The sequence below is a fragment of the Vibrio sp. Vb0304 genome (assembly GCF_033338995.1).
GTDB classification, from domain to species: domain Bacteria; phylum Pseudomonadota; class Gammaproteobacteria; order Enterobacterales; family Vibrionaceae; genus Vibrio; species Vibrio alginolyticus.
The window spans coordinates 354,031-379,314 of the sequence record NZ_JAWOTT010000002.1 but is presented as its reverse complement, the minus strand read 5'-3'; the positions used below and the strand labels follow the sequence as shown (position 1 = coordinate 379,314).

Genomic DNA, 25,284 nt, shown 5'->3' with positions numbered 1-25,284 from the left:
AGTGTCTAAATTTTACACAGTCTCGCCTGTACTCCGTTAAATTCGTTCTACGCTTACTATTCGTCTTAATAAAGGAGAACCAAAATGGCTGTAATGAAGCAGGATATTCCAAATCGTGTAACGGTTTACCATGACAATATCGACCAAGAACAAGAGCTGAAAAATGCGATGCTGCCAGAGAAACCGCGCTACTTTAACGGTGCTCCGACTTACAAAGCGAACAGCATCGAAGAGTTTGAAAGCAAAATCAGTCAGATAGGTTTGTCTCTCGATAAATAATTTTTCTTTTACCTAAAAGCGCCCTCAAAATGAGGGCGCTTTTTTGTTTATGTGATTGATTTGAATCGTAGGGAATTAACCTTGTTGTGCACTGCCTTGGCAGACTTGTTTCTGCACTGCTGGTGGCGCGGGCTCGTAATGGCTTAAGGTCATACTAAAGCTGCCTTCACCACCCGTGATGGAGCGCAATCGACGAGCGTAATCTTGCAGCTCGTTTACTGGTGACTTGGCTCTGAGTAAGGTGAAGCTGCTGTCGATTGGCTCGGAGCCTTCGATTAAGCCTCGGTTGCCAGATAAATCACCAGAAACATCGCCAACATTCGCGGTTGGGATGTGCAGTTCCATCTGGACAATGGGTTCTAGCACAATAGGATCGGCGTTGTTAATCGCATTTAAAAACGCTTTCTTACCTGCGATGACAAACGCAATTTCTTTCGAATCGACGGAGTGATATTTACCGTCATAAACGGTGACTTCCACATCCTTAATTGGGTTGCCAGAAATCGCGCCTTCCTCTAACGCTTGCAAAATACCTTTTTCTACAGCAGGAATGAGCGCGGTTGGAATTGCGCCACCCACCACTTTGTTGATGAACTTAAATCCGGCGCCACGTTCGAGTGGACGAACCTTCAATTGCACTTCACCAAACTGACCTGCACCGCCACTTTGTTTTTTGTGTCGATAATGCCCTTCGGCAGGTTTGGTGATGGTTTCAAAGTATTCGACGCTTGGTTGGCAGGTTTCGACGTCCAGTTTGTACACGTTCGCCATCTTTTCTAATGCGACTTTGAGGTGAAACTCCCCTTGGCCGCTGATGATGGTTTCGTTGGTGCGAGCGCGATGTTCGATGCGCAGAGAAGGGTCTTCACTGGCAATTTTATTCAGCACATCTCCTAATTTTTGCTCATCTCCACGCTTAAGAGGCTTCAAGCACAAAGAATACATGGAGTCAGGAAGATCCAACGTTTTGAGTTGAACTCCATCTTCTTCGTGAGAGTCATGAACGATTGAATCGAATTCGAGATCATCCACTTTGGCTAAAACGCAGAAGTCGCCCGCAAGCGCGCGAGGGATCTCGGTTCTATCTTTGCCCTGCAGTTGATATAAGTGCCCAACTTTAAATGCCTTGTTGCTTTCGCCAATATAAAGCTGGCTGCCCGCATTGATTTCCCCCTGATACACACGTAAGTAGGCAAGTTTTCCCATATATGGGTCGACGCTGACTTTGTACACGTGTGCGACGGTGTGCTCTAAGGTTTCGCAATTTACTTTGATTTTTTTGCCGTTCTTTTCCAGTTGAGGAGGGTTACCCTCGTTTGGCATGGGCATGATCTCCGCCAAGGTGCGCAGCAGCAACTCGACGCCCGTGCCGGTTTGTGCTGAGACAAAACAGACCGGAATCACATGTCCAGTTCTCAGTGCTTCTTCAAACGGATCATGCAGTTGCTCTGCGGTGAGTTCGGAGCCTTGTTCCAGATACAGTTCCATCAGTTCTTCATCGACTTCGATGACTTGGTCAATTAAGGTCTCATGAGCTTCATCTACCGTTGCAAGTAAGGTTTCTCGTCCCAATTCTGGTTCGAAATAGCAGTCAACTACAGATTCCCCGTCAGCCGAAGGTAAGTTGATCGGCAAGCAGTGGTCACCAAAATGCTCAACGATGTTCTCCATCAATCTTTCTAACTGACTACCGTGGTTATCGAGCTTATTGATGATGATCATCTGACATTTTTGCTGCTCTTTTGCAAAGGTGAATAAGCGATCGGAAGTTTGGTTAAGTGGTGTTTGAGGGTCGATGACAAGGGCGGATGTTTCAACGGCAGGAAAAACGCTGATAGTACGGCCAAGTAACTCGTTTTGTCCCGGAGTGTCGATGATATTGAGCCGGTGTTTATTCCAGCGCAGTGCGACTGGCGTTGCTTCAATACTGTGTTGATATTGGATGGATTGAGGGTCGAAGTCGGTAACAGTATCGCCTTTTTCTACGCTGCCTAAATGGTGGGTGGCATCGCAGGTGAAGAGCAGTTTTTCTATCAGTGTGGTTTTACCGGTCCCGGTTTGACCGACAAAAGCGATATTGCGTATTTTATTGATAGGCATAAAGCCTCCTTGCAAGATGGCGTGAAAAACCTACGAATTGCTAGGAAGTGGGTTGTTATAGAAACCCACGCACTGCATTGGAGTAGGGCGGGATTACCGCCTATTCGTCTTCCATGTCATTTTCCGGATGACTCGATGCATAAGACCACCTTCTTGGACTACTGGAATCTTAGCATGCCTCAATAACCATATAATTTATGTGATTTATTTCATGATGGGGCTGATTGTTTTTTAATCGAGATCATAAACTCAGAGGTTCTGACTTTTGGAGCAAAACCTCTGGATTGTTTAGGCTATTTGGAAAGAACGATTTCGCCGTCGCGATAAACCAAGCTTGGCGTTACATCTTGTCCGAGCAACACCGGGCCATCAAGATCGACAACGCTTGCCTGAGCAGCAATGGGTAAGGCAGCACGCATCGCAAGCGACGTCCCCAACATACAACCGGACATGAGGCTAAAACCGAGTTTTTGGGCGTCGTCGGCTAATAATAGTGCTTCAGTGAGCCCGCCAGTTTTATCTAGCTTAATATTCACCATTTCATATTTTCCAACCAGCTGATGTAATTGCTCTCTGGTGTGACAACTTTCATCGGCGCAAAGTGGAATGGGGTGCGGAATGCTGGCGAGTACGTCATCGCAGTCTTGTGGCAACGGTTGTTCGATCATGGTGATGTCTAGCGGTTCGAGTTGAGCAAATACCGTCGCGAGGTCGAGGTTTTGCCACGCTTCATTCGCATCTAAGACAATTTGTGCGTGCGGCGCGGCATCGCGTACTGCTGCAACGCGCTCAATCACGTTTTCACCATCCAGTTTTACCTTAAGCAGTTTTGCGCCTTGGCTAAGGTAAGCTTGTGCCTGTTTTGCCATCGCTTGCGGCTTGTCGATAGAAACCGTCATCGCCGTCACAATCGCCTCGGGTAAAGTAAAGAGGTCGTGAACCTGCTGCTTTTGGCTCAAAAGCGCGTGAAGATGCCAAAGGGCGCAATCCAATGCATTTCTTGCCGCCCCTGCGGGTAATAACGATTGAAGCTGGCTTTTGAGAACCATGACATCAGCTTCGCCTTTGGCATACAAACTTTGCAGTTCATGCGCGGCGTGAGAAATCGCCTTAATCACCGATTCAACCGATTCACCATAACGAGGGTATGGCGTACATTCACCTTGGGCGGTCATGCCTCGATGTTCAATTGTCACGCGGACTACGTGGCACTCTGTCCGACTGCCGCGAGAGATGCGAAATGGTGTCGCCATGGCAATCGTGACAGGTTCTACATGAATTTTCATCTCACTAGTTTTCCCTAAACCGCAGTTATTTTCTAAACCGTAAATGTTTCTTAAATCGTAAGGAGCCTATCTGCAACCGCATCAACGCCAAAACGTACAGGGTCGGTGACGGGCACTTGGTATTTGTCGCTCCAATCCTGGCATAACTGGGCTGCATCTTCTTCGCTGACCGCCGAAGTGTTCAAGCAAATACCCACTAATTGAGCGTTTGGATTTGTTAGGCGAGCAGCGGCCAGATTCGCTTCTATCGTTTGTTCAATGGTTGGCAAGCTCGCATGTGGTAAGTTGCGGATGTGCGGGCGACCAATCTCATGGCACAGTATCAGAGCGTCAGCTTGTGCGCCGTGAAGTAAGCCCAAACTTACGCCAGCAAACGAAGGGTTAAACAATGAACCTTGCCCTTCGATGATGTCCCAATCGTGATCGGTGAACTCAGGGCTGATCGCTTCTACTGCGCCGGAGATAAAATCGGCAACTACGGCATCAATCGAAATGCCACTGCCTGCGATGAGAATTCCGGTTTGACCCGTTGCTTTGAACTCTGCACGACAGTTTTTACGCTTCAATGCATACTCAATGGCAAGGGCAGAGTACATTTTGCCAACGGAGCAATCTGTTCCTACAGTAAGTACTCGCTTGCCTGCACGAGCTTTGCCATTGCCGACCTTGAGCGGGGCATCATAATGGCGAACATCATACAGTTTGGTTAATCCGCGTTGTTCTAGATCGGCAAGAGGAGAAAATTCCGCCAAACGTTGATGCATGCCCGATGCAATTTCAAATCCCATCTCTGCCGCTTCAAGTAAGGTTGCTTGCCAAGCTTCGGGAATGACGCCTCCTGGATTTGCCGTGCCGAGCACCAGCGTTTTTGCTCCTTGCTGCTGCGCTTGTTGTATTGTCATGTCGGTTAAACCAAGCGATACGGTTTCTGGCGTCAGGCGGATTTGGCCAAGGCAAATCTCAGGTCGCCATTGGTAAATGCCACGCGCGGTTTTTGCTGCAAGTGGATCGGTTACATCGCCAAGAAAAAGTAGGTAAGGTTGAGCAATTTGCATGATGGTTCCCTTCGTCATCGTTATTGCTCATTAATTTAGCCAGACTGATTTAGGAAACCGAATGCTTATTTGTTAGGCAGGTATAACTTCAGGTTATACCTTTAAACCATCTGTTGTTTTAGAGCGGTGATAAATTGCTTTGTCGCAATGGATTGAGGTGTGTGCTCTGCGAATAAAATAGAGACAGAGAAGGACATATTTGGCTCCAAAGCATGCACGGAAACGGCATTATCTTGGCGATATTGTTTTGCAGTCCAAGGGTCTACAATCGCGAATCCTGCTTCGTTTTTCACCAGTTCAGCCGCCGCGGAGTAGCTGCGGACGGTAATGGCATGTTGATAATGCTCGTCACGCGCTGACAAGGTTTGATGTAACAGCAAGCCCAGAGGGTCTCGGCTATCTAAACCGATAATGGGTAAATCGTGACTGATGAGTTCTTCTAAAATGACGGTTTTTTCTGCGGGTATCGCTGCGCTTTTAGGAGCAATCAGTGCTAAGTTTTCTTTCAATAACACGTGCCCCATGATCGCTGGTGGTGTTTCTTCACCGAACGCAATGGCGACATCCAGTTCATGTTTCAGTAATCCTGAGCACAGCTCATCGCGATTGGCCGTTAATAGCTCAAAGGAGATGCCGTGCTCTTTCGACAACAACGCGACAGTCGGCGCTAACAAGTGCGCGGCCAAAACAGGCGGGGCACCGACTCGTAAATGTTGAGTTCCCTGTTTGACTTTGTTGGTCAGAGAGCGAAATTGTCCGAGTTGTTGATAGACTTTTTCAGCCTCTGGCAATAAGGCTTTGGCTTCTTGAGTGGGAACGAGGCGACCTTTTACACGCTCAAATAAAGCGAAGCTCAGTTGTTGTTCTGTATGGGCGAGAACTCGAGTGACATTAGGTTGGGAAACGTGCAGTAAGCGAGCCGCGCCTGACACCGTTCCTGCTTGCATAATGGCGTAAAAGACTTCTAATTGCCTTAAGTTCACTGCGATTTCCCCCTGCTCATGTTGGTCACCTCAGAATACCCAACCTTGCTGATAAGCGATAGAGGCAAAAGTGCTGGCGTAAAAAATAGGAAGACGATGTTGGTTGCCTTCTTATCTCGCTTTTTCAATTTCTCAACTTCTCAACTTCTCAACTTCTCAACTTCTCAACTTCTATGCTTCACTTTGCTGCTGCATGAAGGGGCAGGTCGTTAAACGGCTCGACGTCTCGGCTGAGTAATCCCATCAAAACCACTGCTAACACCATGACAACAGCTGCTATTGCAAAACCGTATTGTGTTAGCTCGTAATGACTTAACATCGCGATTAACACGTAACTGAGAGATTGAATGGTGGTGGCAAACATGCTGATGCCGCCATCGACGCGACCTCGTTGATGAACCGCTACGGTATGATGCATCCAGTTGACTCTCGCAATGCGATTTAGCGCGTTAAATACGCCAAACAGCGCCGTAAACAATAAGATGGTCAGCGGGCTCATCGCAAAACTCATACCGATAAGCGCAAAAGAGACCATAACCATCGAAGCGAACATAATGTGGCTATGGGAGGCACGGCTTAGCACTTTGGTGACAATAAAGCCGGTTAGCAACGAGCCGAGGCCAAAACTGATGTTGAACCCTGCAAACCAATCGCCAGAGATGCCTTGTTCAGAAAACCAAATCGGCACCAGTTTGCTCAAATACGTCAATGCAGGATAAGAGAGGCAAGAGAGCAGAATAAAGCCATAAAATCGAGGTTCGAGACGGAATATTTGTTTGCTCTCTTTGAGTTGCGCGATGAAAGCAACGGATTTTGATGCCCTTAATTGTTGGGTATAAGGCGTCAGAATATAGAACATCGCTGCTAACGCAGAGGCGCTGGCCGCAAACAAAGCAAACTCTTTCATACCCCACATTTCAAGCAAAACAATACCCAACGCGCCAGCTCCGAGGGTTGTGGATTGCATTACAACTTCTTGCTGACCCGAAATTTTCGCATACTCATGGTGCTGATAATTTTCTTGGGTGAAGGCGTTGTTGGTCGTCCATGCAAAATTACTCGAAACCCAATACACCAATTGCGCAAAAGCCAGCAACCAGTGTGACTCAAACCCTAACCAATAAGCAATGAACACCACCAAAGCCATACCCGATTGAATCCATTGATTGAGCACGAGTAGTACTTTGCGTGAATGTCGGTCAATTAAAGTGGAAAAGAAAGGCGTTGCTAGAAAAGAAATCGCGGTGCAGCTCAGAGAAACTAAAGCTACGAAAGTGCCCATGTTAGGTTCGGAAAGCATGACCCATGGCAGCGCCATCATGAATAAGCCAGAGGAAATGCTGTCGAAGAAGCGGCCAGCTAAGTACGGCTGAGTTTTATTTTTCATTATGTTTGCCTCTAACTCCCGATGGATTTCAAAAGGTTGATGTCCAACTGTCTTGTGTTTAACAACCAAGTCGTTCGCGCTGAACACATTATCTTGAGATCGCCGGGGTTTAGCGTTAATTAAGATGGTGCAACTTTAAAACCTCAAGTAAACTTGAGGTAAAGCATTTTTTTAACAAAATTGATACACAGGGAGTCAAGGATGGAAATCAGCGTAGGAGAAGTGGCAAAACGTTCTGGAGTGAAAGTATCTGCCCTACATTTTTACGAGCAAAAAGGACTGATTTCGAGCTGGAGAAATCAAGGTAATCAGCGTCGCTACCATCGCAGTGTGTTGCGCCGTGTTGCGGTGATCAAAGCAGCGCAGCAAGTTGGGTTGTCGTTAGAAGAAATTAAACATGCGTTAGATGAACTGCCGAAACACCAAGCCCCTAACAAAGCGCAATGGGAAGAAATGGCAAGCCATTGGCATGAACAGTTAGAACAAAAGATTCAAAAACTTAAAGCGTTGCAAAACGATTTAGGCGGATGCATTGGCTGCGGGTGCTTGTCGTTAGAAACCTGCGCACTGCGAAACCCAGAAGATGTATTAGGGAAAGACCACTCGGGGTCGAACTTAACGTTAGAAGAAGAGTAGCGATTATCTCTATTCTTTGTCGAAACTGTCGACTACGATCGCGCCCATCGAAGCAGGCATTGTGATGACGATAACGCGTTTTATCGCAACCAAAGGCTCATTCATGAGTGGCAGTTTATCAAGACAGAAAAGAACTAACGCTACCACAACGGCCGCAATGAGGTACGCAATAACCACACGAAAAATAAAGATGGATACGCGATTCTTGATGTGGCTTTGAAACACGCTTTGATACGCGAAAAAACTGAGGAAAATGACAGAAAGACTTAACAGCATGAGCAAGTTTGCCATTGGTAGGCTCTCACCCAATCGCCACGCTTCCTCCGAAAATGAGATCGGGACTGCTAGGGCAAAAGCGCCAACCAATACTTGGCTAGCGTCTTCTAGATTAAAGTGGCTGCTCATGCTGTTTATTCCATTATTCGCTTGCTAGATGTAAGAGCTTTTCAAAACGCTCATTACCGTGCAGCAATTCGAGGTCTCGTTCTTCGGCAAGTAAATCACGAATGGATGGGCTGTATTCAATTGCGCGTTCCAAGTCTTCAATAGCTTGCTCTTCGATACCAAGGCGAGAGTATGCACACGCGCGTTGATACAGTGCAGGGCCGTTGGTGTAATCGACTTCAAGTACGCGGTTACAAATGCTAAGTGCCCAATGGTATTCGTTGATTTCCATCGCTGCGTCGGCTTTGTAAGTCAACGCTTCTAAATCACCTGGACGAATTAATAAGATTTCATCATAGATTTCAATACGTTGTTCTGGAGTTTGAGAGCTTTGTGCACGTAGCCATAAGTTATGGATCTCGTTGATTTTCTCAATCTCTTTGTTGTTTTCGCTGATAATGCGAGTTTTGCGTTTTAAATCTCGCTCAAGGGCGACAAACTTTTTCTCGTATTCTTGGGCGATCTTCTCCAATCGTTTATCAGCCATCTCTTTGGTGTTGTGTTTAAACTCGCGCAGAGATTGCCATCCGACAAAGGCAATCAGCGATGCGACACCAGCAATGATGTAGAAGAAGTATGTAACGGTCACGTTGGCATAGTTCAACGATTTATCTGCGACCGTTAGCTCGCGATCGGTGATCTCTGTGATCATTCGCTTTTCTAGGCTTTGATAGTCCTGACGCAGCGCTTTTAGTTCATCTAAAATGTAGCGTTCCATTAATGGTCTATCTAACAGATCCGATTCTGAATACTTTTCCTCCGATGCCATTGTTGGCAAGGCAAGTATCAGCGAGAAAAAAATACCAATAAATAAGCGCATATAACGTCCTTTCACGAGAAGAGTACAGATAGACCATGCAACAATAGCAAATAGCACAAACGTTTAGCAAAGTTATTACAAAAGAAATAACAGTCGTCTTCGTAGAAGTCATATTCTTGTTGTTTTTCAGTTTGTTCCTGGTGGTTATTTGTTGTGATATCTTTTATCCTCCTTGCGAATTTATGATTAATGGAGTGAGCATGGACGCGCGAGCTAAGGATTACTTAGAACAATTCCTAGAATTATTATCACCAGAACAAAGGGAAGCTGTACCATCAGTCAGTGCTGACTATTATTGTGCCGATGAATACAACGCGAATGTATGCGCAGATTTGGTTCGTATTGGACAGAAAACTGCATCGTGCAGTTTGGAGCTTTGGTATCGAGAGCATGGTGAAATCATGCCCCAAGTCGGTCATTTACAAGTAGTGACGAATTGGGATGGGGACCCGGTTTGCGTGATACGAATTACTGACGTAAGTACATGCAAATATGAGGATGTAACCGCAGAGTTTGCCTTCGCAGAAGGCGAAGGTGATAGAACCTTAAACTGGTGGCGTGATGCTCATACTGCATTTTTTAAAGCTGAATGCGATGAGTTGAATATCGATTGGCATGAGAAACGTACGCTGGTTTTAGAGCGTTTTGAAGTGGTGTATCCCGTCAATTAGTCTCTGATAGCAGCACTGATTTGAAGTGCTGCTTTCTTTACTGAGAGACCATTTTTAGCGCTTTCGAGCGGTCACACTAAACATGTGCCAATGTTTTTGGCTTCCTACTACAGTGGTCCCGTCTTCATCTCTTTCATGCAATGAAATGAGGTCGTAACCTTCGAATAAGCTTTCCACTTCCTTTTTTGTTAATGCGGTAATGTTTGGGTGCATTTCGGAGGTAACCCAGGAGTCTTTCACTCCCAAGAAATCGCCGCAGAAGATACCGCCCGGTTGTAATGCGCTGTCTATTTTTGTCCAGACTTGTTTGAAGCCTGTATCAGGGCAAAAGAACAAACTGGCATTTGCGATAACCAAGCTGCACTGAGGGTAATGAAATTCAGTAAAACAGCACTGCGAAACCGAAAATCGTTTATTACCTTCAAAGCGTGTTAAACAAGTTTTTACTGCATCTTCATTGCTATCACATGCGTGAACCTTAAATCCCTGTTCGAGTAGAAAGTGGCTGTCTCGACCTATTCCGCAGCCAATATCAAGAGCGACTTTGCCTTCTATCTTAAGTCGGTTTACGGCATTTTCCACGTTTGGGCGGTGAGGTTGGCTTAAAATTTTCTGATAGTATTCATTCCATTGCGCTGGCATTGAACTTCCTTATGTTGGTTGTGTCCCCTGCCCAAAACTAGCGTCCATTTTGTTTTGCTTGACTGGGGAGGTTTGCAGTATTGGCAGCTGTTATAGCTGATCTTCAATCGGTAATATTCCGGAGAACCAAGCGCCCATTTTTCGCCATACTCCTGCTTCTGGTTCGGAGTCGTATTCTTCGCCTGTTTTTACGTCGGTCCAGACAATGTCCCCGTCGCGCAGAGTTAAGGCGTAGGCGTTACTCGACAGTTGATTTGGCAGTTGTTCTAGAAACATTTGCACATATTCTGGCTGTTCGATAACAACGGCCATTTCGGTATTCAAAGCGGCCGAACGTGGGTCCCAGTTCATCGAACCAACGAAAAGTGTTTTGTTATCAATTGTCATTGCTTTAGCGTGTAAACTTGCTCTGCTACTCCCCGTGAGGCTCCACTTACTTTTGAGTTTCGCGCTCGCTTTTACTTCCCAAAGCTTGATTCCAGCTTCGAGTAGATCTTTTCGATATTTTGCGTACCAACCATGCACGGCAAACACATCGTTAGACGCGAGGCTATTGGTCACAATCGTGATATCAACGCCTCGCTTGGCCGCGTTACTTAATGCTTGAGTACCTGCTTCAGTTGGAACGAAATAGGGAGAAATGAGCACAAATGAATCCTCAACACTTTTAACCAATTCCGACAAATTATCAATAAGTTGGCTCTCTCGGGTCGCGACTTTATCGGGCAGATCAAACCATACTTTCGCTTCTCCCCAGTAGAGCTTGAGTTTGCCTTGTTTTAGATCTTGGTACATATCCAGTTGAGTGAAGTCATAGCGGCCGGTTGAAAACTTTTCCTCTAACCGGAGTTTATTGACCTGCTTTTGAATCGCTTGGTCGGTAATTTGCTGTGAATTCGGTGTAATCCATTCCATTGGTATCGAATAGGCGCTATTCCAGTAGAGGTCGAACTGATCGGCAGTTTGTTGTACCGCCTCACCATAGAGCAGAAGATCAAAATCACCAAACTCAACTTGCGATTCAAAAGAGAAGTATTCATTGCCGATATTTCTACCTCCGACAATGGCGGAAACACTGTCTGCAATCAGAGACTTATTGTGCATACGACGATTAAGGCGTTCAAAATCGCTAGCAAGAGCGAACCAACGGGAGTCGCGATACTGATGCGGGTTAAATAAGCGGATTTCTATATTAGGATGTGCATTGAGGGCTGCCATCACATCGTCGTTTCGCTTTTGCATATCGTCAAGCAACAGTCTTACTCGAACACCACGCTTTGCCGCTTCATACAAGCGCCACGTTATTAGCTGACTCGTTTCGTCACCACGGTAAATATAGTATTGAAGGTCAAGGCTTTTCTGGGCGGACTCGATCAAAGAGGTTCGAGCAAGAAGGGCATCGTGTCCCTGATTTAACGGTGCAAAGCCAGTTATGGACTTAGGATCTCTCCCGTAAGCTTCAAAGTACTGCGCAAGAACAGAATCCTTTTGATAACCGAGCTGAAAGCTGGTGGACTTTTCACTGGCGTCATTCAACGATACGGATGAGCATGCCGATAAAATAGTGAGCAGCGAGGGGAAGAGCAACTTGGCGAGCGTTTGTAACAAAGCACATTTCCTTGTCTTACAGAGTGTTACCTACTCCAAATTATAGACTTAAGCTGACGCCACATGCACCCAGAACCGTTTTATAACGAGCGATTAATCAATGAATTGCCATAGAACCTGCACTAAGTTCAACTTTTAGAGCGCAGATAATCATTTATTTTAATTATCATTATGGCCGTATTGGTCATAATCACTAATATCTGGTGATTATGACCAATAGCACACTGGATAAAATAATGGTTTTTATATAACTATATGATTTTTAATAAATAAATGCTTGGCATGTCATTTGCTGTTTAGAATAAAAGTTAAGTTAGAGCAACTTGCGCAGTTGGTTAATTTTTTGTTAATTTTATTAACTTTGAATTGGCAATAACTATCTAGTTCGCTGCTTAAAAGACTAGGCAAGTGCCGCTTTGATGTTTATTCAAATTCAATTCTCTCACCACCATGCTTACCGGGAGCAATGGACTGAATAAAAGTGTGGTGTTGAAAACAACAATAAAAAAGGATTTTCGATGTTAGCAAAACCCATATTACGTTGGCTTTTACCCTTCGTCGTCGTTGGAGGCTCTTATGCAGGATATGCTGCAATTGCCGCAACTGCGCCGGAAAAAGAGTCAACCAAAGATGCAATTACAGAGCCTACTGTTCAGGCTTCTTCTCTTTTTCCTACCGATCACAAAGTGGTGATTACCAGTCACGGTGAATTAGTCCCTTTTGAAAAAACACACCTTTCCGCGCAAGTTAGTGGTGAAGTTACAAGTTGGCACCCGAATTTTGTGACGGGTGGCATCGTAAAACGAGGAGAGGTTCTTTTCACAATTGAAAGTGACAACTATGAAGCGTCGGTTTTACAAGCTGAAGCCGATTTAGCTAGTGCACGCGCAAACTTGATTGAGGAACAAGCGAAAGCCGAAGTGGCAAAACGTCAGGCAAAGAGACTGAGCGATAAGCAAGTGACGGATCTGTATTTACGCAAGCCTCACGTTTTGAGCGCACAAGCGCAAGTGAAGTCGGCTCAAGCGGCACTCAAACGAGCAAAAAGAGAGTTAGAAAATTGCAAAGTCGTTGCACCTTACGATGCGCTGGTTGTTGAGCGTGATATTGGTGTTGGTCAATTTGTTACATCTGGTTCTCGAGTTGCCACGTTAAACAACATCGAAGTGGCAGAGGTGCACGTACCCATTGCCGGTTTTGATAGTGCATTTTTACCCGAATCCATTGGTGAACTCACTGCGACAGTGACGCAGCAAGGTGTGTTTTCTACCACTAGAGAAGGTCGAGTAGTTCGTGATCTAGGCATGATTGATAGCGCTACCCGAATGATTAACATGGTCATTCAAATCGCGGACCCATACGGTGTCGATAACCAGCAGCCTCCAATTAAATTCGGCTCCTACGTTGAAGTGAGCTTCACTGGTAAGGAACTTAAGCACATCTACCGCTTGCCACAGGAATTAGTTAAAAACCGTACCGTGTGGGTGGTGAATGGCGATAATCAACTTCAACCCAGAACTGTCACGGTTTTGAGAGCAGAAGGTGAGTTTTTGCTGGTGGGCGAAGGCTTAGAGCAAAGTGATAAGTTGGTACTGACCTTACCAGAGTACCCTCAAAAAGGCATGGCGGTACAAATCGCAAAAAAGAGTGACGACTCCGAAACCGTCGTACAGTAAGTAGGAGTTTGTCATGGAAGATACTAAACAAAAGGGCTTAATTGCCTATTTTGCGAATAACCCCGTCGCTGCCAACCTTTTGATGGTGTTCATCATTATCATGGGTGTGGTGAGTTTTCTCTTTATTCAAAGGCAGATGTTTCCGAATATTGAGGTGAACTACATTGATGTTCGTGCGACTTATCCTGGCGCTTCTCCTCAAGAGATAGAAGAGAGTATTCTCGTTAAGGTCGAGGAATCGATTAAAGACGTCACCGGGATTAAAAAAGCAGTCTCAACGGCCTCTAGAGGTAGCGCGTATGTTTCCATCGAGGTAGACGTTAATGCCGATATCAAGCGTGTCTTGGATGATGTAAACCAACGTATTGATACCTTGTCTAACTTACCAGCGGGTATGGAACCAATCAATGTCTACCAAGTTGAATGGCGCCAAGATGTAATCGAAATGGGGTTAGTTGGGGACCGACCGCTCGAGGAGCTTAAACTGCTTGCTAAGCAAATCGAAGATGAATTACTTCAGTTAGAAAACGTCATGCTGGTGTATCTGAGTGCGCCAGAAGAAGAAATAGCGATTGAAGTTGACCCACTTGTTCTTCGTAAATACGACCTGACGTTGAGCGATATCAGCAGCGCGATCAGCCGTTACTCAGCCAACTTTTCTGCGGGCGAAGTAAAAACAAACTCAGGGATGATTGCAGTAAGGATTGAAAACCAATACTACCGTGGTGATGAGTTTAGAAATATTCCTGTAAAGCTTGGCGCAAATGGTGCAAAGGTTCTGTTGCAAGATATTGCCACAATAAAAGATGGCTTTACGGAAGAAGAGCGCTACTTTGAATACTCAGGTCAGAATGCGATCTACATGTCTGTTGAAGCAACTCGTGACCAGAACATTATCCCTGTTGCACAGTCCGTTCGTAATTATATTGAAGCAAAAAACAAGACATTGCCGCAGGATGTTAAGCTCAAAGTCTTAGTTGATACGACTTACTATTTAAATGGGCGTCTCGACATGATGTTGAAAAACTTGCTGCAAGGCGCTGCATTAGTCGCGATTATGCTGACCATTTTCCTACGTTTCCGCTTGGCTATGTGGGTAATGATTGGGCTACCTGTCTGTTTTCTCGGTGCCGTAATGATGATGCCTGCATTAGGGATCACGGTAAACATCGTGTCTCTTTTTGCCTTCATTATGGTGCTCGGTATTGTAGTTGATGACGCCATCGTGATGGGAGAAAGTGCGTACAGTGAAATCGAAGAAAAGGGCGGTGGCGTCGAAAACGTGGTTCGTGGTGTAAAACGTGTTGCCACACCAGCCACTTTCGGTGTGTTAACCACAATTGCTGTGTTTGCCCCTTTCTTGTTGTCTAGCGGTATTGATAGTGCCTTCTTTTATGGTATCGCGGGGGTCGTGATTCTTTGTTTGATCTTCAGTTTGATTGAATCGAAGCTGATCCTACCAGCGCACTTGGCGCATACCCATTTTAAGCCAGTTAAACCAGGTGGCTGGCGTGACCGATTTAACCAACGTTTTTTTGGTTTTGTAAATGGTCCATATCGTAACTTTGTAACAACATGCACCCATTGGCGCTGGACAGTGTTTGCGGTGTTCTGTGGTTTACTGCTGATCAGCGCGGCTTTGATCAACGCGAATTATGTTCGGGTGATCCCTAACCCTAAAGTGCCGACTGACTATCCTGCGATCACTATTGAAATGAATGATACCGTTTCAAGTGAGCAGACAATCAGTGCACTCAAGACTATTGAACGTGTCATGCAAAAGATCGAATCTGAGACCATTGCGGAACATGGTCAAGGAATGATTCGTGATGTGCTGTCGTACAACAGAAGCCGCACCGAAGGTCGAGTATTAGTACCTCTTGTTGATGAAGAGTTACGCCCGTTCAATACATTTGAACTGGCTCGACGTTGGCGTGAAGCTATGCCTGTTATTCCAGGTATGAAGAGCATCAAAATCCGCGAGCAGAGTGCGGGTGGTGGTGACAGAGATGAGTTTGGTTACTTGTTGTTTGGTTCTAACATCAATGAGCTCAACGAGGCTGGGCGTTACTTGATAGAGCGTTTACAGCAGGAAGAAGGGTTATATGATATTTCATCTTCTATTGATTCTGGAAGCAAAGAAGTACTCCTGTCTCTTGCGCCTGTAGCGTACGATCTCGGTCTGGATCTCACCATGATCGCAGAGCAAGTTGGTGGCAGCTTTTATGGTGGCGAAGCACAGCGCATTATTCGTGATGGTGAAGAAATTAAAGTTATGGTGCGTTACCCGCAACTGACGCGTGAAGCATTCTCATCATTGCGTTACGCCGTGATTACAACACCAGCAGGTAAGAAGGTCATGTTGGGTGATGTGGTGAAGATCAATGAGCAGCCGGGCGTGAGTAGCATTCGACGTGAAGGCGGGTATCAAACCGTTTATGTCTATGGTTCGATAGACGAAGAATTGGTTGAACCTCAAGAAATCGTGAAGGTCATTGACGACAATATCTTACCGGACATGAAGCAAGCCTTCCCAACTGTGAAAACAGAATTGGGCGGTGATATTGAAGAGCAGGCTGCGCAGCGTAATGAACAGATTTTGTTCTTTATTGCAGGCATGATCATCGTCTACATCTTGTTAGCTGTACCGTTAAAAAGTTATACCCAACCTTTGATTGTAATGTCCGTCATTCCGTTTAGTCTGACGGGGGCGATTTGGGGCCATTTCTGGCTAGGTTTAGACATCAGTATGATGTCGACATTTGGTTTGATCGCCGCTGCTGGCGTGGTTATCAACGACTCTCTGGTTATGACAGATTACGTAAATCAAGTGAGAGAAAAGGGTATGAACATCAAACAAGCGGTTGTTGAGGCGGGTTGTGCTCGTTTTCGAGCTATCACGCTCACCTCAATAACGACGTTTGCGGGTGTATTGCCGATAATGTTTGAAACGAGTTTGCAGGCGCGTTTCGTCATACCGATGGCTGTCGCTTTGGGCTTTGCAGTGTTGTACGCAACGGTTCTGACTTTAGTGTTGGTGCCTTGTTTGTATTTAATGCTTGAAGATATTAAAAATATTTTCAGATCGATTAAGAGGTTTATCCATCGTTTGATTAATCGTTTCAGAAAGTCGCCAGTGACGTCGAGCGTTGAAGCAAGCGTATCGAGTTAACAAGCTTGATGTTAACGATTAGGAGCAGCCTTCGGGCTGCTTTTTTGTTTCCGCATTTTGATTCAAAGCGATTTTTTAGTGGGCAGTTACGTAATTATCTGATGAGAAAACTGCCTGACAAAGCATTTATAATATGTATGTTTTTAATGTATTGAATTCGCATGGTTAATTTGACACTTGGTTAGCGAAATTTACCAGACGAAGATAACGCTGAATATGGCTCATGATTTAAGTTATTGAAAAATAACAAAATAAAAGTTGGCATCGTATGTGCAATATATAAATTGTAATTAAAATTAACTGCTAATCCTCAAGGAGCTTATTATGAAAAGCGTATTTCTATCTACTCTAAGTCTTATTGCTGTAATGTCATCACCAATCGCTGCTGCTAACACTTTAGACAAAGAGGAGTGGAGCTCAGATTTACGTCAGGACTTTTCTGAGATGAAACATGAAGCTATAGCAGATATTCAGCAAATGAACATGGATGCCATTCACGCACGTGATGAGCGTATCGTGAAAAACATTAAAGATGAGCAAGAACAGTTAGTAAAGGTAACGTGCCACAAAGAGAAAGCAAGCAAGTCATAAACGCCGCTAAAAGAGACTAACAGACGAAAATGAATCCAATACGAGTTCGGTGTTAGTTAGCAGTAAGCACTGACCTTGTTGCTCTACTTGCCAGCCTTTTAAGGCTGGCTTTTTTGTTTCTCATTTCATGGGTGGAGATCAGATCCTCAAGCTTATTATCAATAGTTGGCGTGTTTGATGAGCTATTGCTGGATGGAGCGGATGTAACTTTCAAAAGTGTAGATTTCAGTAAAGTGGAGGTGATGTTAGATATTTAAAATTTAGAAAAGATCCGATCTCCTTTTTGACCTTCATAATACCTTAGTATGTGGCTTACCTTTACTTGAATTAGAACTCATATTGCAGGCTCTCGTTTAAAGGTATTGATGCATATTTGAAGAATAAGAGATAGACATATGAGTTTTATTAAAATGTGTAAAGATGGTTTTAGAGGAAAGCCGGATTTCTCTAATTTATTACATAATGCGTTCCAGATAGATGACTTAGTGCTGTCATTTGAGTGTCCGAACAACATATATGAAGGACATGTATACCAGGATCTTGTTAATTTAGAACGGTTCGATGTTGAATCAAAAGTAGAGAGGCATGAAAGGTTTGTAAAGTTAGCTACGGTATATTTTTTGTTTCAGAAGAAAATATTAAACCCTTTGCTTCCTATTAACAAACAAGGTGGATTATATATTAGGTTACGGGTTAAATCTGCTGGAGAAGATATTAATAATATTAGTCAATTGTCTTCATTTTTAGAGAGAGAGTATTATGATTTTTATCATGCCCCGGAGCAAAGTGAAGGCTCTATGAGGGGGTATCATACAGACTTGATGAAAGAATTGACTAAGCGTGCGAATAAACAATGGGGAGAAATTCCAGAAAGTGAAGACCGAAAAAGAGAAAAAGAAGAATATTTAATTAGAGGTTTCTTAAGTGGTTATCCACCAATAAAGTGTGAGCTAGTTGAAGTTGGAAAAAACAAATACTCAAAATACTCAGAAGGTAATCTTAATTATAAGATTGAATTAAGAAGAGTATACAATGTACCCATAAAAAATGAATTCTACCTGAGCATCGAGTTTTGGTATAAGTACGAATCGATGTTTGCCAAGCAAAAGTTTTTAGATTGGGTGAGAAGTGCTGATGAAACTTTTGAAAAAAAAGTATTGGAATTACTGGACTTGTCTCCGCTCATCGACTCGTATACAGCCAAAGCAGTAAAGGGATTGAACGAAGAAACTAAGGCAGAGTAACACAGCGTCAGTGTCAAGAAAAGCTAGCAAAGTATGTAGCCATGAGAGAAAAATGAATCTAATTGGATGTCTATTTACCCTTGTGCTCATGGTGCATATAAAGCCAATGGATTTAGTATAGAGCTTACCACAAATATCAATAAATATTTAAATAACAAGAGATAGAAATATGGATTTTATCAAGATCTTTAAAGATGGTTTTAGAGGGAAACCAGATTTTGCACACTTGTTACATAATGTATTCCAGATAGATGACTTAGTACTATCATTTGAATGCCCGAACAATATATATGAAGGTCATGTATACCAAGATTTTATTGAATTACAACGGTTCAATATTGATTCAAAAGTAGAGCGACATGAAAAGTGTATAAAATTGGCCACGATTTATTTTTCTTTTCAAAAGAAAATAATCAATCCACTATTACCAATCAATAAACAAGGTGGTTTATATATTAGGTTAAGGATTAAGTCTGCAGATAAATGTATTACTAGTGCTAATCAACTATCTTCACTTATAGAGAAAGAGTACGTGGATTTTTATCATGCTGTAGAGTCACCTGACGGCTCTCGAAAAGGTGATCATACAGAGTTGATGAATGATGCCATTGCGTACGCAAATCATCGTTGGGGAACAGACCCGATAAACGAAGAAAAAAAGAGAGCGAAAGAAGAGTTCCTTGTAGGAGAGTTTCTTCGTGGTTATCCTCCAATCAAATGCCAAGATATCAAGATTGGTGAAAATACATTTTCAAAATATGTAGAAGGAAATTTGGAGTATAAAAAAGACTATCGAAGAGTGTACAATTTGCCTATCAAAAATGAGTTTTACTTTAGTATTGAATTTTTATATGAAATCGAACCTATGTTTGCTCAAAAAAAGTTTTTAGATTGGGTAAGACACGCGGATGAAATTTTTGAAAAAAACGTTTTAGAGTTGCTAGCACTGTCTCCGCTTATTGATTCGCATACTACCTCCAAATCCGAAAGGTTGGCAAAAAAAGTTGATCCAGAGCGTTCATACTTAACTTAAAGAAAAAAGCCCGCGAAGAATACCTTCACGGGCGAAAAAAGGGCACCAAATTGGGTGTCTATTCATTTTGGAGGTGGTCGAACGTCCATATAAAACTGACAATAGGCTTGGTGAGAGGCTTACCACCAGCGCGACCAACGAGGCTAAAGTTAACATTGTTGTAATGATTGTTAAAATGTTAATTCTTCAATCAATGTTTTCATTATCGTGAGTTTAAATTGTGAATGTGTTGCCTGCGTGTATTTTTACTCTGTGAAATGCCGTTTTTGACAATAAAACATATTATAAATCTTGTGTTGGTTATTTGATTTGGTTATATAAAACTCAACATACTTAATCCTTAACTGTTCATATTTACACTTAATGAGACACAATAACCCTCTGCTTGTTAAGTGATTGTGTGTTTTTTAACGCATTGGTATTGAACAAAAAGCGACCTAAGCCGCTCTTGTTCATTTTGATAAGTTTACTTATCAGTTGTTTTAGATTTCTTCGTGCTTATGGACTAGGCCGAAGTCAGCTAAAATGGCATACGCAGCAGGGATCATAAACAACACCAGCAGAGTGGATGCGAAAATACCAAACACGATGGAGATAACCAGTGGTTGGATAACCTGTGCTTGCAAACTGGTTTCAGTCAGTAACGGAAGCAAACCTGCTGCAGTGGTCATTGATGTCAGGAATACTGCTCTAAAGCGTTCCCGACTGGCTTTGACTACTGAGTCGTGCACATTATCCCCTTCATCGACATGATGGCGTATGTACTGAACTAACAGAATCGAGTCATTCACCACAATCCCCGCTAGTGAGACAAAGCCCATCATACTCGGCATACTTAATGAGTGACCGAGTAGGATGTGTCCCCATACCACGCCAATAAAGGCGAGTGGAATCGCAAGCATGACCACGAATGGTTCCAAATAACTGCGGAATTGGTAACTCAGAATCGCAAACACGCCAAACAAACCAAGCAAGAAGCCTTTACCCATTGATGCGCCAGTTTCAGCGGTATCTTTGGCTTCGCCTTCAAAATCAAAGCGAAGACCAGGATACTTTTGCATAAGCTTTGGCGCTTCATCTTGTTGGAACTGACGAATAATGGCGGTTGAGTTGGCTTTCGTATTGTCGATATCGCCGAATACACTCACTGTGCGCAAGCCATCAATGCGCTGGATTCTTACGTAATTACGTTGGAAATCCAAAGTCGCAATGGTCGCGAGTGGGATTTGACTGCCATCGGACAAGATAATTGGGAAGTTTGCCAATTGCTGTAAGTCACCAGCTTGTGCTTTATCGAGGCGAACTTCGATGGAAATGTTTTCTACCCCAACTTGGATTTCGTCTGCGGTTTGGCCAAAGAAAGCCGCACGTAACTGATTGGCGATGAGTTGGCCGTTAACCCCATAAGCTTCTGCCCCCGGACGCAGTTTAACCAAAACTTCTTCTTTACCCATACGCATGTCATCCAACACGCCATGGACACCGTCAAACTCATTCAAGTATTGCTGAATGTCGATAGAGGCCGCTTTGAGCGCATCCAGATCATCATGCTTCGCTCGAATTTCAATCGCTCGTCCACCCGGCCCCATGGTCGGTTGTTTAAATACCAGCGAGATAGGATCGGCAAGTTCACCGATGTCTTCGCGCCATGCATCGATAAATTCATCGATGAGTGTGTTACGACTCTCTGCACCCAGCAAATCCAGACGCACCGTGGCAATATGAGGGCCAGATTCATTCGCATCGGCGTTAGCGTTGAATTGACTGGTGATGTGTAGAACCAATGGATTGCCGTCTTCCACTTTCTCTGTCCATTCTTTATCTAGCTTTTGAGCGGAAGCGACGATCTTATCGACGACGGCTTCCGTTTGAGACAGAGAAGAACCCGGAGGAAGAATAATGCGCGCTTCTGCAATGTCGCCATCCAGTTCAGGGAAGGGTTGAAACTTGAGTAAACCACCTACTAACGTGGCTGCGGAGATAAGAAGCAAGGCAACCACACCACCCATAAAGGCATAGCGATACTCGACCACTTTATCCACTGCGTTGACCAAGGTGGTGTTGCGAAAGTTTTCAAAAGAAGCGAGCAGCTTTTGTTTGAACTTCGGTGTTTTTCGCTCTTGCTTTTGTTTGTGTAGTGAGTGAGAAAGGTGGTTAGGTAGAATCAAGAAGGCTTCCACCAAACTTAAACTCAGTACGAGGATCAGAACTTGAGGAACCGCTTTAAGTACCGCACCCATTTCACCTTGCAAAAATAACAAGCTACCGAAAATACACACCGTAGTTAAAAAGGAAGAGATCACCCCCGGCAGTACCTTTTTCACTCCTTTAGTTACGGCATCATCGATCTCTTCTCCTCGGTCTAGGTGAGCGGCAATCGATTCGGCAATAACGATGGCGTCATCCATCATGATACCGATGGCCATGAGTAACCCGACCAAAGACATGATGTTGATGGACAGGCCAAGTTGCGCCATCAAAAATAACCCACCTAAGAAGGCAACAGGTAAACCAGCTGCGACCCAAAAAGAGTAGCGAAAACTAAAGAACAACCACATGGTGGCGAAGACCAGAATGATACCTTGCCAACCGTTTTTGACCATCATGGTCAGGCGATCCCAAAGCACGGATGAAAGGTCATTGGTCATTTGTAGCATCACACCGTCTGGCGCGATGGCTTGTTGTTCTTCGACAAATTGAGCAACACGTTCTTTAATGCGCAGTGCATCGTCTTCTTTGTTTTTGCTGACTTTTAGTAGGGCAGAAGGGTGACCATCAAAGAGGACTTTCTGTTCGTCCAATTCAAATCGGTCGGTAATCGTCGCAATATCTCTTAGACGGATGATTGACCCATTTGGACCAGAGCCCACGACGATAGTCTCAAGCTCTTCTGGCGTCACGCGTCGTTCGTCAAAGCGGATCAGAAAGTTCTTATCTGGCGTTTCGACATTACCACTTGGCAACTTGACGTTCTGACGACCAATCTGCTCAGCAATATCGCCAACACTTAAGCCAAGCTGTCGAATGGCTTGAGTGTCTAACTCTACTCGGTATTGGTGGTCAGAGAAGCCTGCAACTTCAACCAAAGACACATCATAATCGAGCTTTAATGTGCGTTTAAGTTGTTCTGCATAGGCTTTTAGCTCTGGCCATGTGGTGTCTGCAGTGATCGCGATATCCACAACTGGCTCATTCCAATCTAGCTCTTGGACCACAGGAGACTCAATTTCTTGTGGGAAGTCATTAATCGAGTTGATCTGGGTTTGAACATCAACCAGCATGCGGCCGATGTCGGCTTCTTCATTCAGTTTTAAGATAAGACGCGCAGAGCCTTCAATCGCTTCACATTGCGTTTCTTCAATGTTAGCAAGGCCATCAACAGCATCTTCCATTCGGACACAGATACTCTCTTCGACTTCTTGCGGGGAAGCTCCTGGGTAGACTACACCAGCTAGGATGTAGGGCGGATCAAACTCAGGAAAGGTTTCCCGCTTAATCGTGGAAAGTGAAGAGATACCCAATATAAGCAGCGTTAGCATCAGCAAGTTAGCTGCCGTTGGGTGCTTGGCGAAGAATCGGATCATGAATCAGACTCCTCAATAGCCGTTTCTGACTGTTCAGGTGACTCTTTCAATAGCATGCCGTTAATTGCGGGCAGCAAATCGTTGATGATCAGCTTCTGACCTTGCTCTAGTTCACCATCGATCACCACTTGGTTATTGCGGCGATATAACACTTCAACCGTCACGACTTGCAGACGATTGTCATCGCCCATCAGGTAAATCTTATCGCCATGAAGCGCACGCTCTGGGATGACCCAACTCGGGTTCTCTTGTCCCTCAATCAAGGCACGCACAAACATGCCGTTCACCAATGGAGGCGCAGACGTTGGGTTTAATGCACGGTAGTCTTGTTCAATTTCCAGAATCACACCGGCAGTCGCTTGGCTTGGATCAACCGTTTCACTGATGCGTGCAACTTTCGCAGGCCAGCTTGCAGAGAGGTTACCGCTGCTGAGTTCAATGTTGGCATGAATCGCATTCATATCAGGTTGTGGAATACCAGATTCATCACGAACAAACTCACCGATGCTCGCCGCCAAAGTTTGCATGTCATGAATGGACAGTTGAGCTTCCACTTCCATGACATCAATACCATGTCCTGTCACCATGGTTTGTTGGAGGTTAACCACTTGCTTTTTCTCAATTTCTACGTCAGCAATACGCAAATCGTAAGGAAGCGTGATGATGGTTTTATCAAGCGAGCGTTCGGCCTCATCCACTTTTGATGCATTAACTTTAACTAGGGCTTCCGCGACTCGTTTCTCATCCGGCATCAAACCAATTTGATTTTCAATATCCAGTACTAACTTACGTTGAGAGAGCGCGCTTTGCTCTTGCTGATCTACATCCGATTGCGAGGTTAAGCCTTTCTTACGTAGGTTTTGTTTACGGTCTAACTCTTTGTTGGCGATAACCAGACGGTTGGCTTCTATCTTGAGTGTGCTTTTGAGATTCGCTTCTTCTTGGTTCAGCTTAGCCAGAGAGGTTTGAGCAGATTTGAGATCGGCTTGAGCTTGAACCAGTTTCAGTTCGTAATCGAGTGGGTCGATTCGCAAGATTTCTGTCCCTGCTTGCAACACTTGTCCTTTTTCCAGCTGCGGATGGCGGTAGACCACTTTCCCCGTCACTTCGGCTATCGCTTTCCATTCCACTTTTGGGGCGATCTTGCCAAACCCTATGGCTACTGGAGCAATGGCTTTGAGCTCAAGTGGAATCGTCTCGACCAACCGTGCACGATCTCCAGCGGGTTTTACGGGCAAATCTGGTTTGAGGCTAATCGCCAAAAACAGAATGACGACCCCCACCGCAAGAGCAGGAAAGAACAGCAGCTTTTTATTTATCTTCATATTGGTCGCCCGAGTCTAAAAATCCATGTTTCATCAGTTGTATGTTGTGTTCGAATAATCGGTTCAAGAAGGCTTCAGAAAGTTCAATGCCATGAATGGCGAGCAGTGCTGGTGGTGCCATAAAAGGAAACACCATCAAGCTGATGTAAGAGACGCGACAAAGTTGAGGGTCGGCGTCTTTTCGTAAAACGCCACTGTCGATCAACTTATCAAAGATCACGCCTTGCATTGGCTTGCTGATATCTGCGAAGACTTTTTCGAGCAGTTTGCGTTGGGTTTCCGATGGGGGCATATTCATAACTTGGGCAACTAAGCGTGGGAACTGTGGTACCTTGATCATTTCGCGGTAGTAGGTGCGCATTAGATCGAGAAAGTTTTGCTCGTTACTGTTGGATACCAACGTCTGCATCTGCTTTTGCATCGGTGACAGTGTTTCGCGCAACATGGTCTCGAACAAGCCTTCTTTGTTGCCAAAGTAGTAACGAATCATCGCCACGTTCACGCCTGCTTTCTGCGCGACTAGGCGAGTAGAGACCTTGTCATAAGCCATAATGGTGAAGAGTTCGCGCGCGTGGAAAATCAGTTTTTCCCGTGCGTCGATATTATCTGTGGGTCTTCCCGCCCTTCGATGCGCTTCCGTCACAATCTTCTCTCAAAATATTAAACATTTGATTAATTATAAGACGCTGATTTCTCATGCGACATGTGAAAAATTAATCAGTATTTAATCAAGTGATTAATTTGTGAT

20 protein-coding genes are annotated in these 25,284 nt (G+C 44.5%); 8 read left to right on the top strand and 12 right to left on the bottom strand.

What is annotated here, in order from left to right; all coding sequences use genetic code 11:
* Positions 1–84 precede the first annotated feature (84 nt).
* A complete protein-coding gene (locus R7P35_RS06715) occupies positions 85–279 on the top strand; it encodes a hypothetical protein (RefSeq protein ID WP_005373920.1) in 195 nt (64 codons plus the stop codon).
* Positions 280–354: 75 nt separating this feature from the next.
* Here R7P35_RS06715 and fusA read toward each other — a convergent pair whose 3' ends face one another.
* From fusA to R7P35_RS06690, 5 genes are all read right to left on the bottom strand, one after another.
* Positions 355–2,379 carry an elongation factor G gene (gene fusA, locus R7P35_RS06710; protein WP_206970392.1) on the bottom strand — a complete coding sequence of 675 codons (2,025 nt, stop codon included), beginning with the start codon at positions 2,377–2,379 and terminating at the stop codon, positions 355–357.
* 293 nt (positions 2,380–2,672) lie between these two features.
* On the bottom strand, positions 2,673–3,665 hold the full coding sequence (gene dgcA / locus R7P35_RS06705; protein WP_033906306.1) for an N-acetyl-D-Glu racemase DgcA: 993 nt from the start codon (positions 3,663–3,665) through the stop codon (positions 2,673–2,675).
* Between the two features lie 50 nt (positions 3,666–3,715).
* Positions 3,716–4,720 (bottom strand): N-acetyltransferase DgcN, encoded by a 1,005-nt coding sequence (gene dgcN / locus R7P35_RS06700; protein ID WP_025767998.1) that lies wholly within the window; start codon positions 4,718–4,720, stop codon positions 3,716–3,718.
* Positions 4,721–4,821: 101 nt separating this feature from the next.
* Positions 4,822–5,703, bottom strand: a complete 882-nt coding sequence (locus tag R7P35_RS06695; RefSeq protein WP_025767997.1) for a LysR family transcriptional regulator — start codon at positions 5,701–5,703, stop codon at positions 4,822–4,824.
* A gap of 178 nt (positions 5,704–5,881) precedes the next feature.
* Positions 5,882–7,090: an MFS transporter gene (locus R7P35_RS06690; protein WP_132936992.1), complete on the bottom strand. Its 1,209-nt coding sequence runs from the start codon at positions 7,088–7,090 to the stop codon at positions 5,882–5,884.
* Between the two features lie 201 nt (positions 7,091–7,291).
* Between R7P35_RS06690 and soxR the strand changes: the two genes are divergently transcribed.
* Positions 7,292–7,726 carry a redox-sensitive transcriptional activator SoxR gene (soxR, locus tag R7P35_RS06685; RefSeq protein ID WP_005373898.1) on the top strand — a complete coding sequence of 145 codons (435 nt, stop codon included), beginning with the start codon at positions 7,292–7,294 and terminating at the stop codon, positions 7,724–7,726.
* Between the two features lie 9 nt (positions 7,727–7,735).
* Here soxR and R7P35_RS06680 read toward each other — a convergent pair whose 3' ends face one another.
* Complete coding sequence (locus tag R7P35_RS06680) at positions 7,736–8,131, bottom strand: DUF2391 family protein (RefSeq protein ID WP_005373896.1); 396 nt, start codon at positions 8,129–8,131, stop codon at positions 7,736–7,738.
* Positions 8,132–8,144: 13 nt separating this feature from the next.
* Complete coding sequence (locus tag R7P35_RS06675) at positions 8,145–8,990, bottom strand: tetratricopeptide repeat protein (RefSeq protein ID WP_005373890.1); 846 nt, start codon at positions 8,988–8,990, stop codon at positions 8,145–8,147.
* 200 nt (positions 8,991–9,190) lie between these two features.
* Here R7P35_RS06675 and R7P35_RS06670 point away from each other — a divergent pair, with 200 nt between their 5' ends.
* Complete coding sequence (locus R7P35_RS06670; protein WP_017635141.1) at positions 9,191–9,661, top strand: ASCH domain-containing protein; 471 nt, start codon at positions 9,191–9,193, stop codon at positions 9,659–9,661.
* Positions 9,662–9,715: 54 nt separating this feature from the next.
* Here the strand turns inward: R7P35_RS06670 and R7P35_RS06665 are convergent, their stop codons facing one another.
* Together R7P35_RS06665 and R7P35_RS06660 are read right to left on the bottom strand one after the other, a co-directional pair.
* A complete protein-coding gene (locus tag R7P35_RS06665; protein ID WP_132936993.1) occupies positions 9,716–10,303 on the bottom strand; it encodes a class I SAM-dependent methyltransferase in 588 nt (195 codons plus the stop codon).
* A 90-nt stretch (positions 10,304–10,393) separates the two neighbouring features.
* A complete protein-coding gene (locus R7P35_RS06660; RefSeq protein ID WP_047102775.1) occupies positions 10,394–11,911 on the bottom strand; it encodes a phospholipase D family protein in 1,518 nt (505 codons plus the stop codon).
* 518 nt (positions 11,912–12,429) lie between these two features.
* Here R7P35_RS06660 and R7P35_RS06655 point away from each other — a divergent pair.
* The 5 genes from R7P35_RS06655 to R7P35_RS06635 all read left to right on the top strand — a co-directional run bounded on the left by R7P35_RS06655 (position 12,430) and on the right by R7P35_RS06635 (position 19,627).
* On the top strand, positions 12,430–13,587 hold the full coding sequence (locus tag R7P35_RS06655) for an efflux RND transporter periplasmic adaptor subunit (RefSeq protein WP_005387110.1): 1,158 nt from the start codon (positions 12,430–12,432) through the stop codon (positions 13,585–13,587).
* A gap of 13 nt (positions 13,588–13,600) precedes the next feature.
* On the top strand, positions 13,601–16,759 hold the full coding sequence (locus R7P35_RS06650; protein ID WP_213904403.1) for an efflux RND transporter permease subunit: 3,159 nt from the start codon (positions 13,601–13,603) through the stop codon (positions 16,757–16,759).
* 324 nt (positions 16,760–17,083) lie between these two features.
* Positions 17,084–17,350, top strand: coding sequence for a hypothetical protein (locus tag R7P35_RS06645; RefSeq protein WP_005373876.1), 267 nt, complete (start codon positions 17,084–17,086; stop codon positions 17,348–17,350).
* 395 nt (positions 17,351–17,745) lie between these two features.
* Complete coding sequence (locus R7P35_RS06640; RefSeq protein WP_169628775.1) at positions 17,746–18,594, top strand: DNAase; 849 nt, start codon at positions 17,746–17,748, stop codon at positions 18,592–18,594.
* 169 nt (positions 18,595–18,763) lie between these two features.
* Positions 18,764–19,627: a hypothetical protein gene (locus R7P35_RS06635; protein WP_042523285.1), complete on the top strand. Its 864-nt coding sequence runs from the start codon at positions 18,764–18,766 to the stop codon at positions 19,625–19,627.
* Between the two features lie 482 nt (positions 19,628–20,109).
* On the opposite strand, the gene R7P35_RS06630 is transcribed toward R7P35_RS06635, so the two are convergent.
* The 3 genes from R7P35_RS06630 to R7P35_RS06620 are packed head-to-tail and all read right to left on the bottom strand — an operon-like array spanning position 20,110 to position 25,179.
* Positions 20,110–23,211, bottom strand: a complete 3,102-nt coding sequence (locus R7P35_RS06630; protein WP_149192153.1) for an efflux RND transporter permease subunit — start codon at positions 23,209–23,211, stop codon at positions 20,110–20,112.
* On the bottom strand, positions 23,208–24,536 hold the full coding sequence (locus R7P35_RS06625; RefSeq protein ID WP_042523281.1) for an efflux RND transporter periplasmic adaptor subunit: 1,329 nt from the start codon (positions 24,534–24,536) through the stop codon (positions 23,208–23,210). Before R7P35_RS06625 ends, R7P35_RS06630 begins: the two co-directional genes overlap by 4 nt.
* Positions 24,523–25,179 (bottom strand): TetR/AcrR family transcriptional regulator, encoded by a 657-nt coding sequence (locus R7P35_RS06620; RefSeq protein ID WP_021707693.1) that lies wholly within the window; start codon positions 25,177–25,179, stop codon positions 24,523–24,525. The genes R7P35_RS06625 and R7P35_RS06620 overlap by 14 nt, the downstream gene beginning before the upstream one ends.
* Positions 25,180–25,284 lie beyond the last annotated feature (105 nt).

What these genes read in the sequence shown, in the direction of transcription:
- R7P35_RS06715 (WP_005373920.1), top strand. Translation starts at nt 85, where the DNA reads ATGGCTGTAATGAAGCAGGATATTCCAAATCGTGTAACGGTTTACCAT.
- fusA (WP_206970392.1), bottom strand. Translation starts at nt 2,379, where the DNA reads ATGCCTATCAATAAAATACGCAATATCGCTTTTGTCGGTCAAACCGGG.
- dgcA (WP_033906306.1), bottom strand. Translation starts at nt 3,665, where the DNA reads ATGAAAATTCATGTAGAACCTGTCACGATTGCCATGGCGACACCATTT.
- dgcN (WP_025767998.1), bottom strand. Translation starts at nt 4,720, where the DNA reads ATGCAAATTGCTCAACCTTACCTACTTTTTCTTGGCGATGTAACCGAT.
- R7P35_RS06690 (WP_132936992.1), bottom strand. Translation starts at nt 7,090, where the DNA reads ATGAAAAATAAAACTCAGCCGTACTTAGCTGGCCGCTTCTTCGACAGC.
- soxR (WP_005373898.1), top strand. Translation starts at nt 7,292, where the DNA reads ATGGAAATCAGCGTAGGAGAAGTGGCAAAACGTTCTGGAGTGAAAGTA.
- R7P35_RS06680 (WP_005373896.1), bottom strand. Translation starts at nt 8,131, where the DNA reads ATGAGCAGCCACTTTAATCTAGAAGACGCTAGCCAAGTATTGGTTGGC.
- R7P35_RS06675 (WP_005373890.1), bottom strand. Translation starts at nt 8,990, where the DNA reads ATGCGCTTATTTATTGGTATTTTTTTCTCGCTGATACTTGCCTTGCCA.
- R7P35_RS06670 (WP_017635141.1), top strand. Translation starts at nt 9,191, where the DNA reads ATGGACGCGCGAGCTAAGGATTACTTAGAACAATTCCTAGAATTATTA.
- R7P35_RS06665 (WP_132936993.1), bottom strand. Translation starts at nt 10,303, where the DNA reads ATGCCAGCGCAATGGAATGAATACTATCAGAAAATTTTAAGCCAACCT.
- R7P35_RS06655 (WP_005387110.1), top strand. Translation starts at nt 12,430, where the DNA reads ATGTTAGCAAAACCCATATTACGTTGGCTTTTACCCTTCGTCGTCGTT.
- R7P35_RS06650 (WP_213904403.1), top strand. Translation starts at nt 13,601, where the DNA reads ATGGAAGATACTAAACAAAAGGGCTTAATTGCCTATTTTGCGAATAAC.
- R7P35_RS06645 (WP_005373876.1), top strand. Translation starts at nt 17,084, where the DNA reads ATGAAAAGCGTATTTCTATCTACTCTAAGTCTTATTGCTGTAATGTCA.
- R7P35_RS06640 (WP_169628775.1), top strand. Translation starts at nt 17,746, where the DNA reads ATGAGTTTTATTAAAATGTGTAAAGATGGTTTTAGAGGAAAGCCGGAT.
- R7P35_RS06635 (WP_042523285.1), top strand. Translation starts at nt 18,764, where the DNA reads ATGGATTTTATCAAGATCTTTAAAGATGGTTTTAGAGGGAAACCAGAT.
- R7P35_RS06630 (WP_149192153.1), bottom strand. Translation starts at nt 23,211, where the DNA reads ATGATCCGATTCTTCGCCAAGCACCCAACGGCAGCTAACTTGCTGATG.
- R7P35_RS06625 (WP_042523281.1), bottom strand. Translation starts at nt 24,536, where the DNA reads ATGAAGATAAATAAAAAGCTGCTGTTCTTTCCTGCTCTTGCGGTGGGG.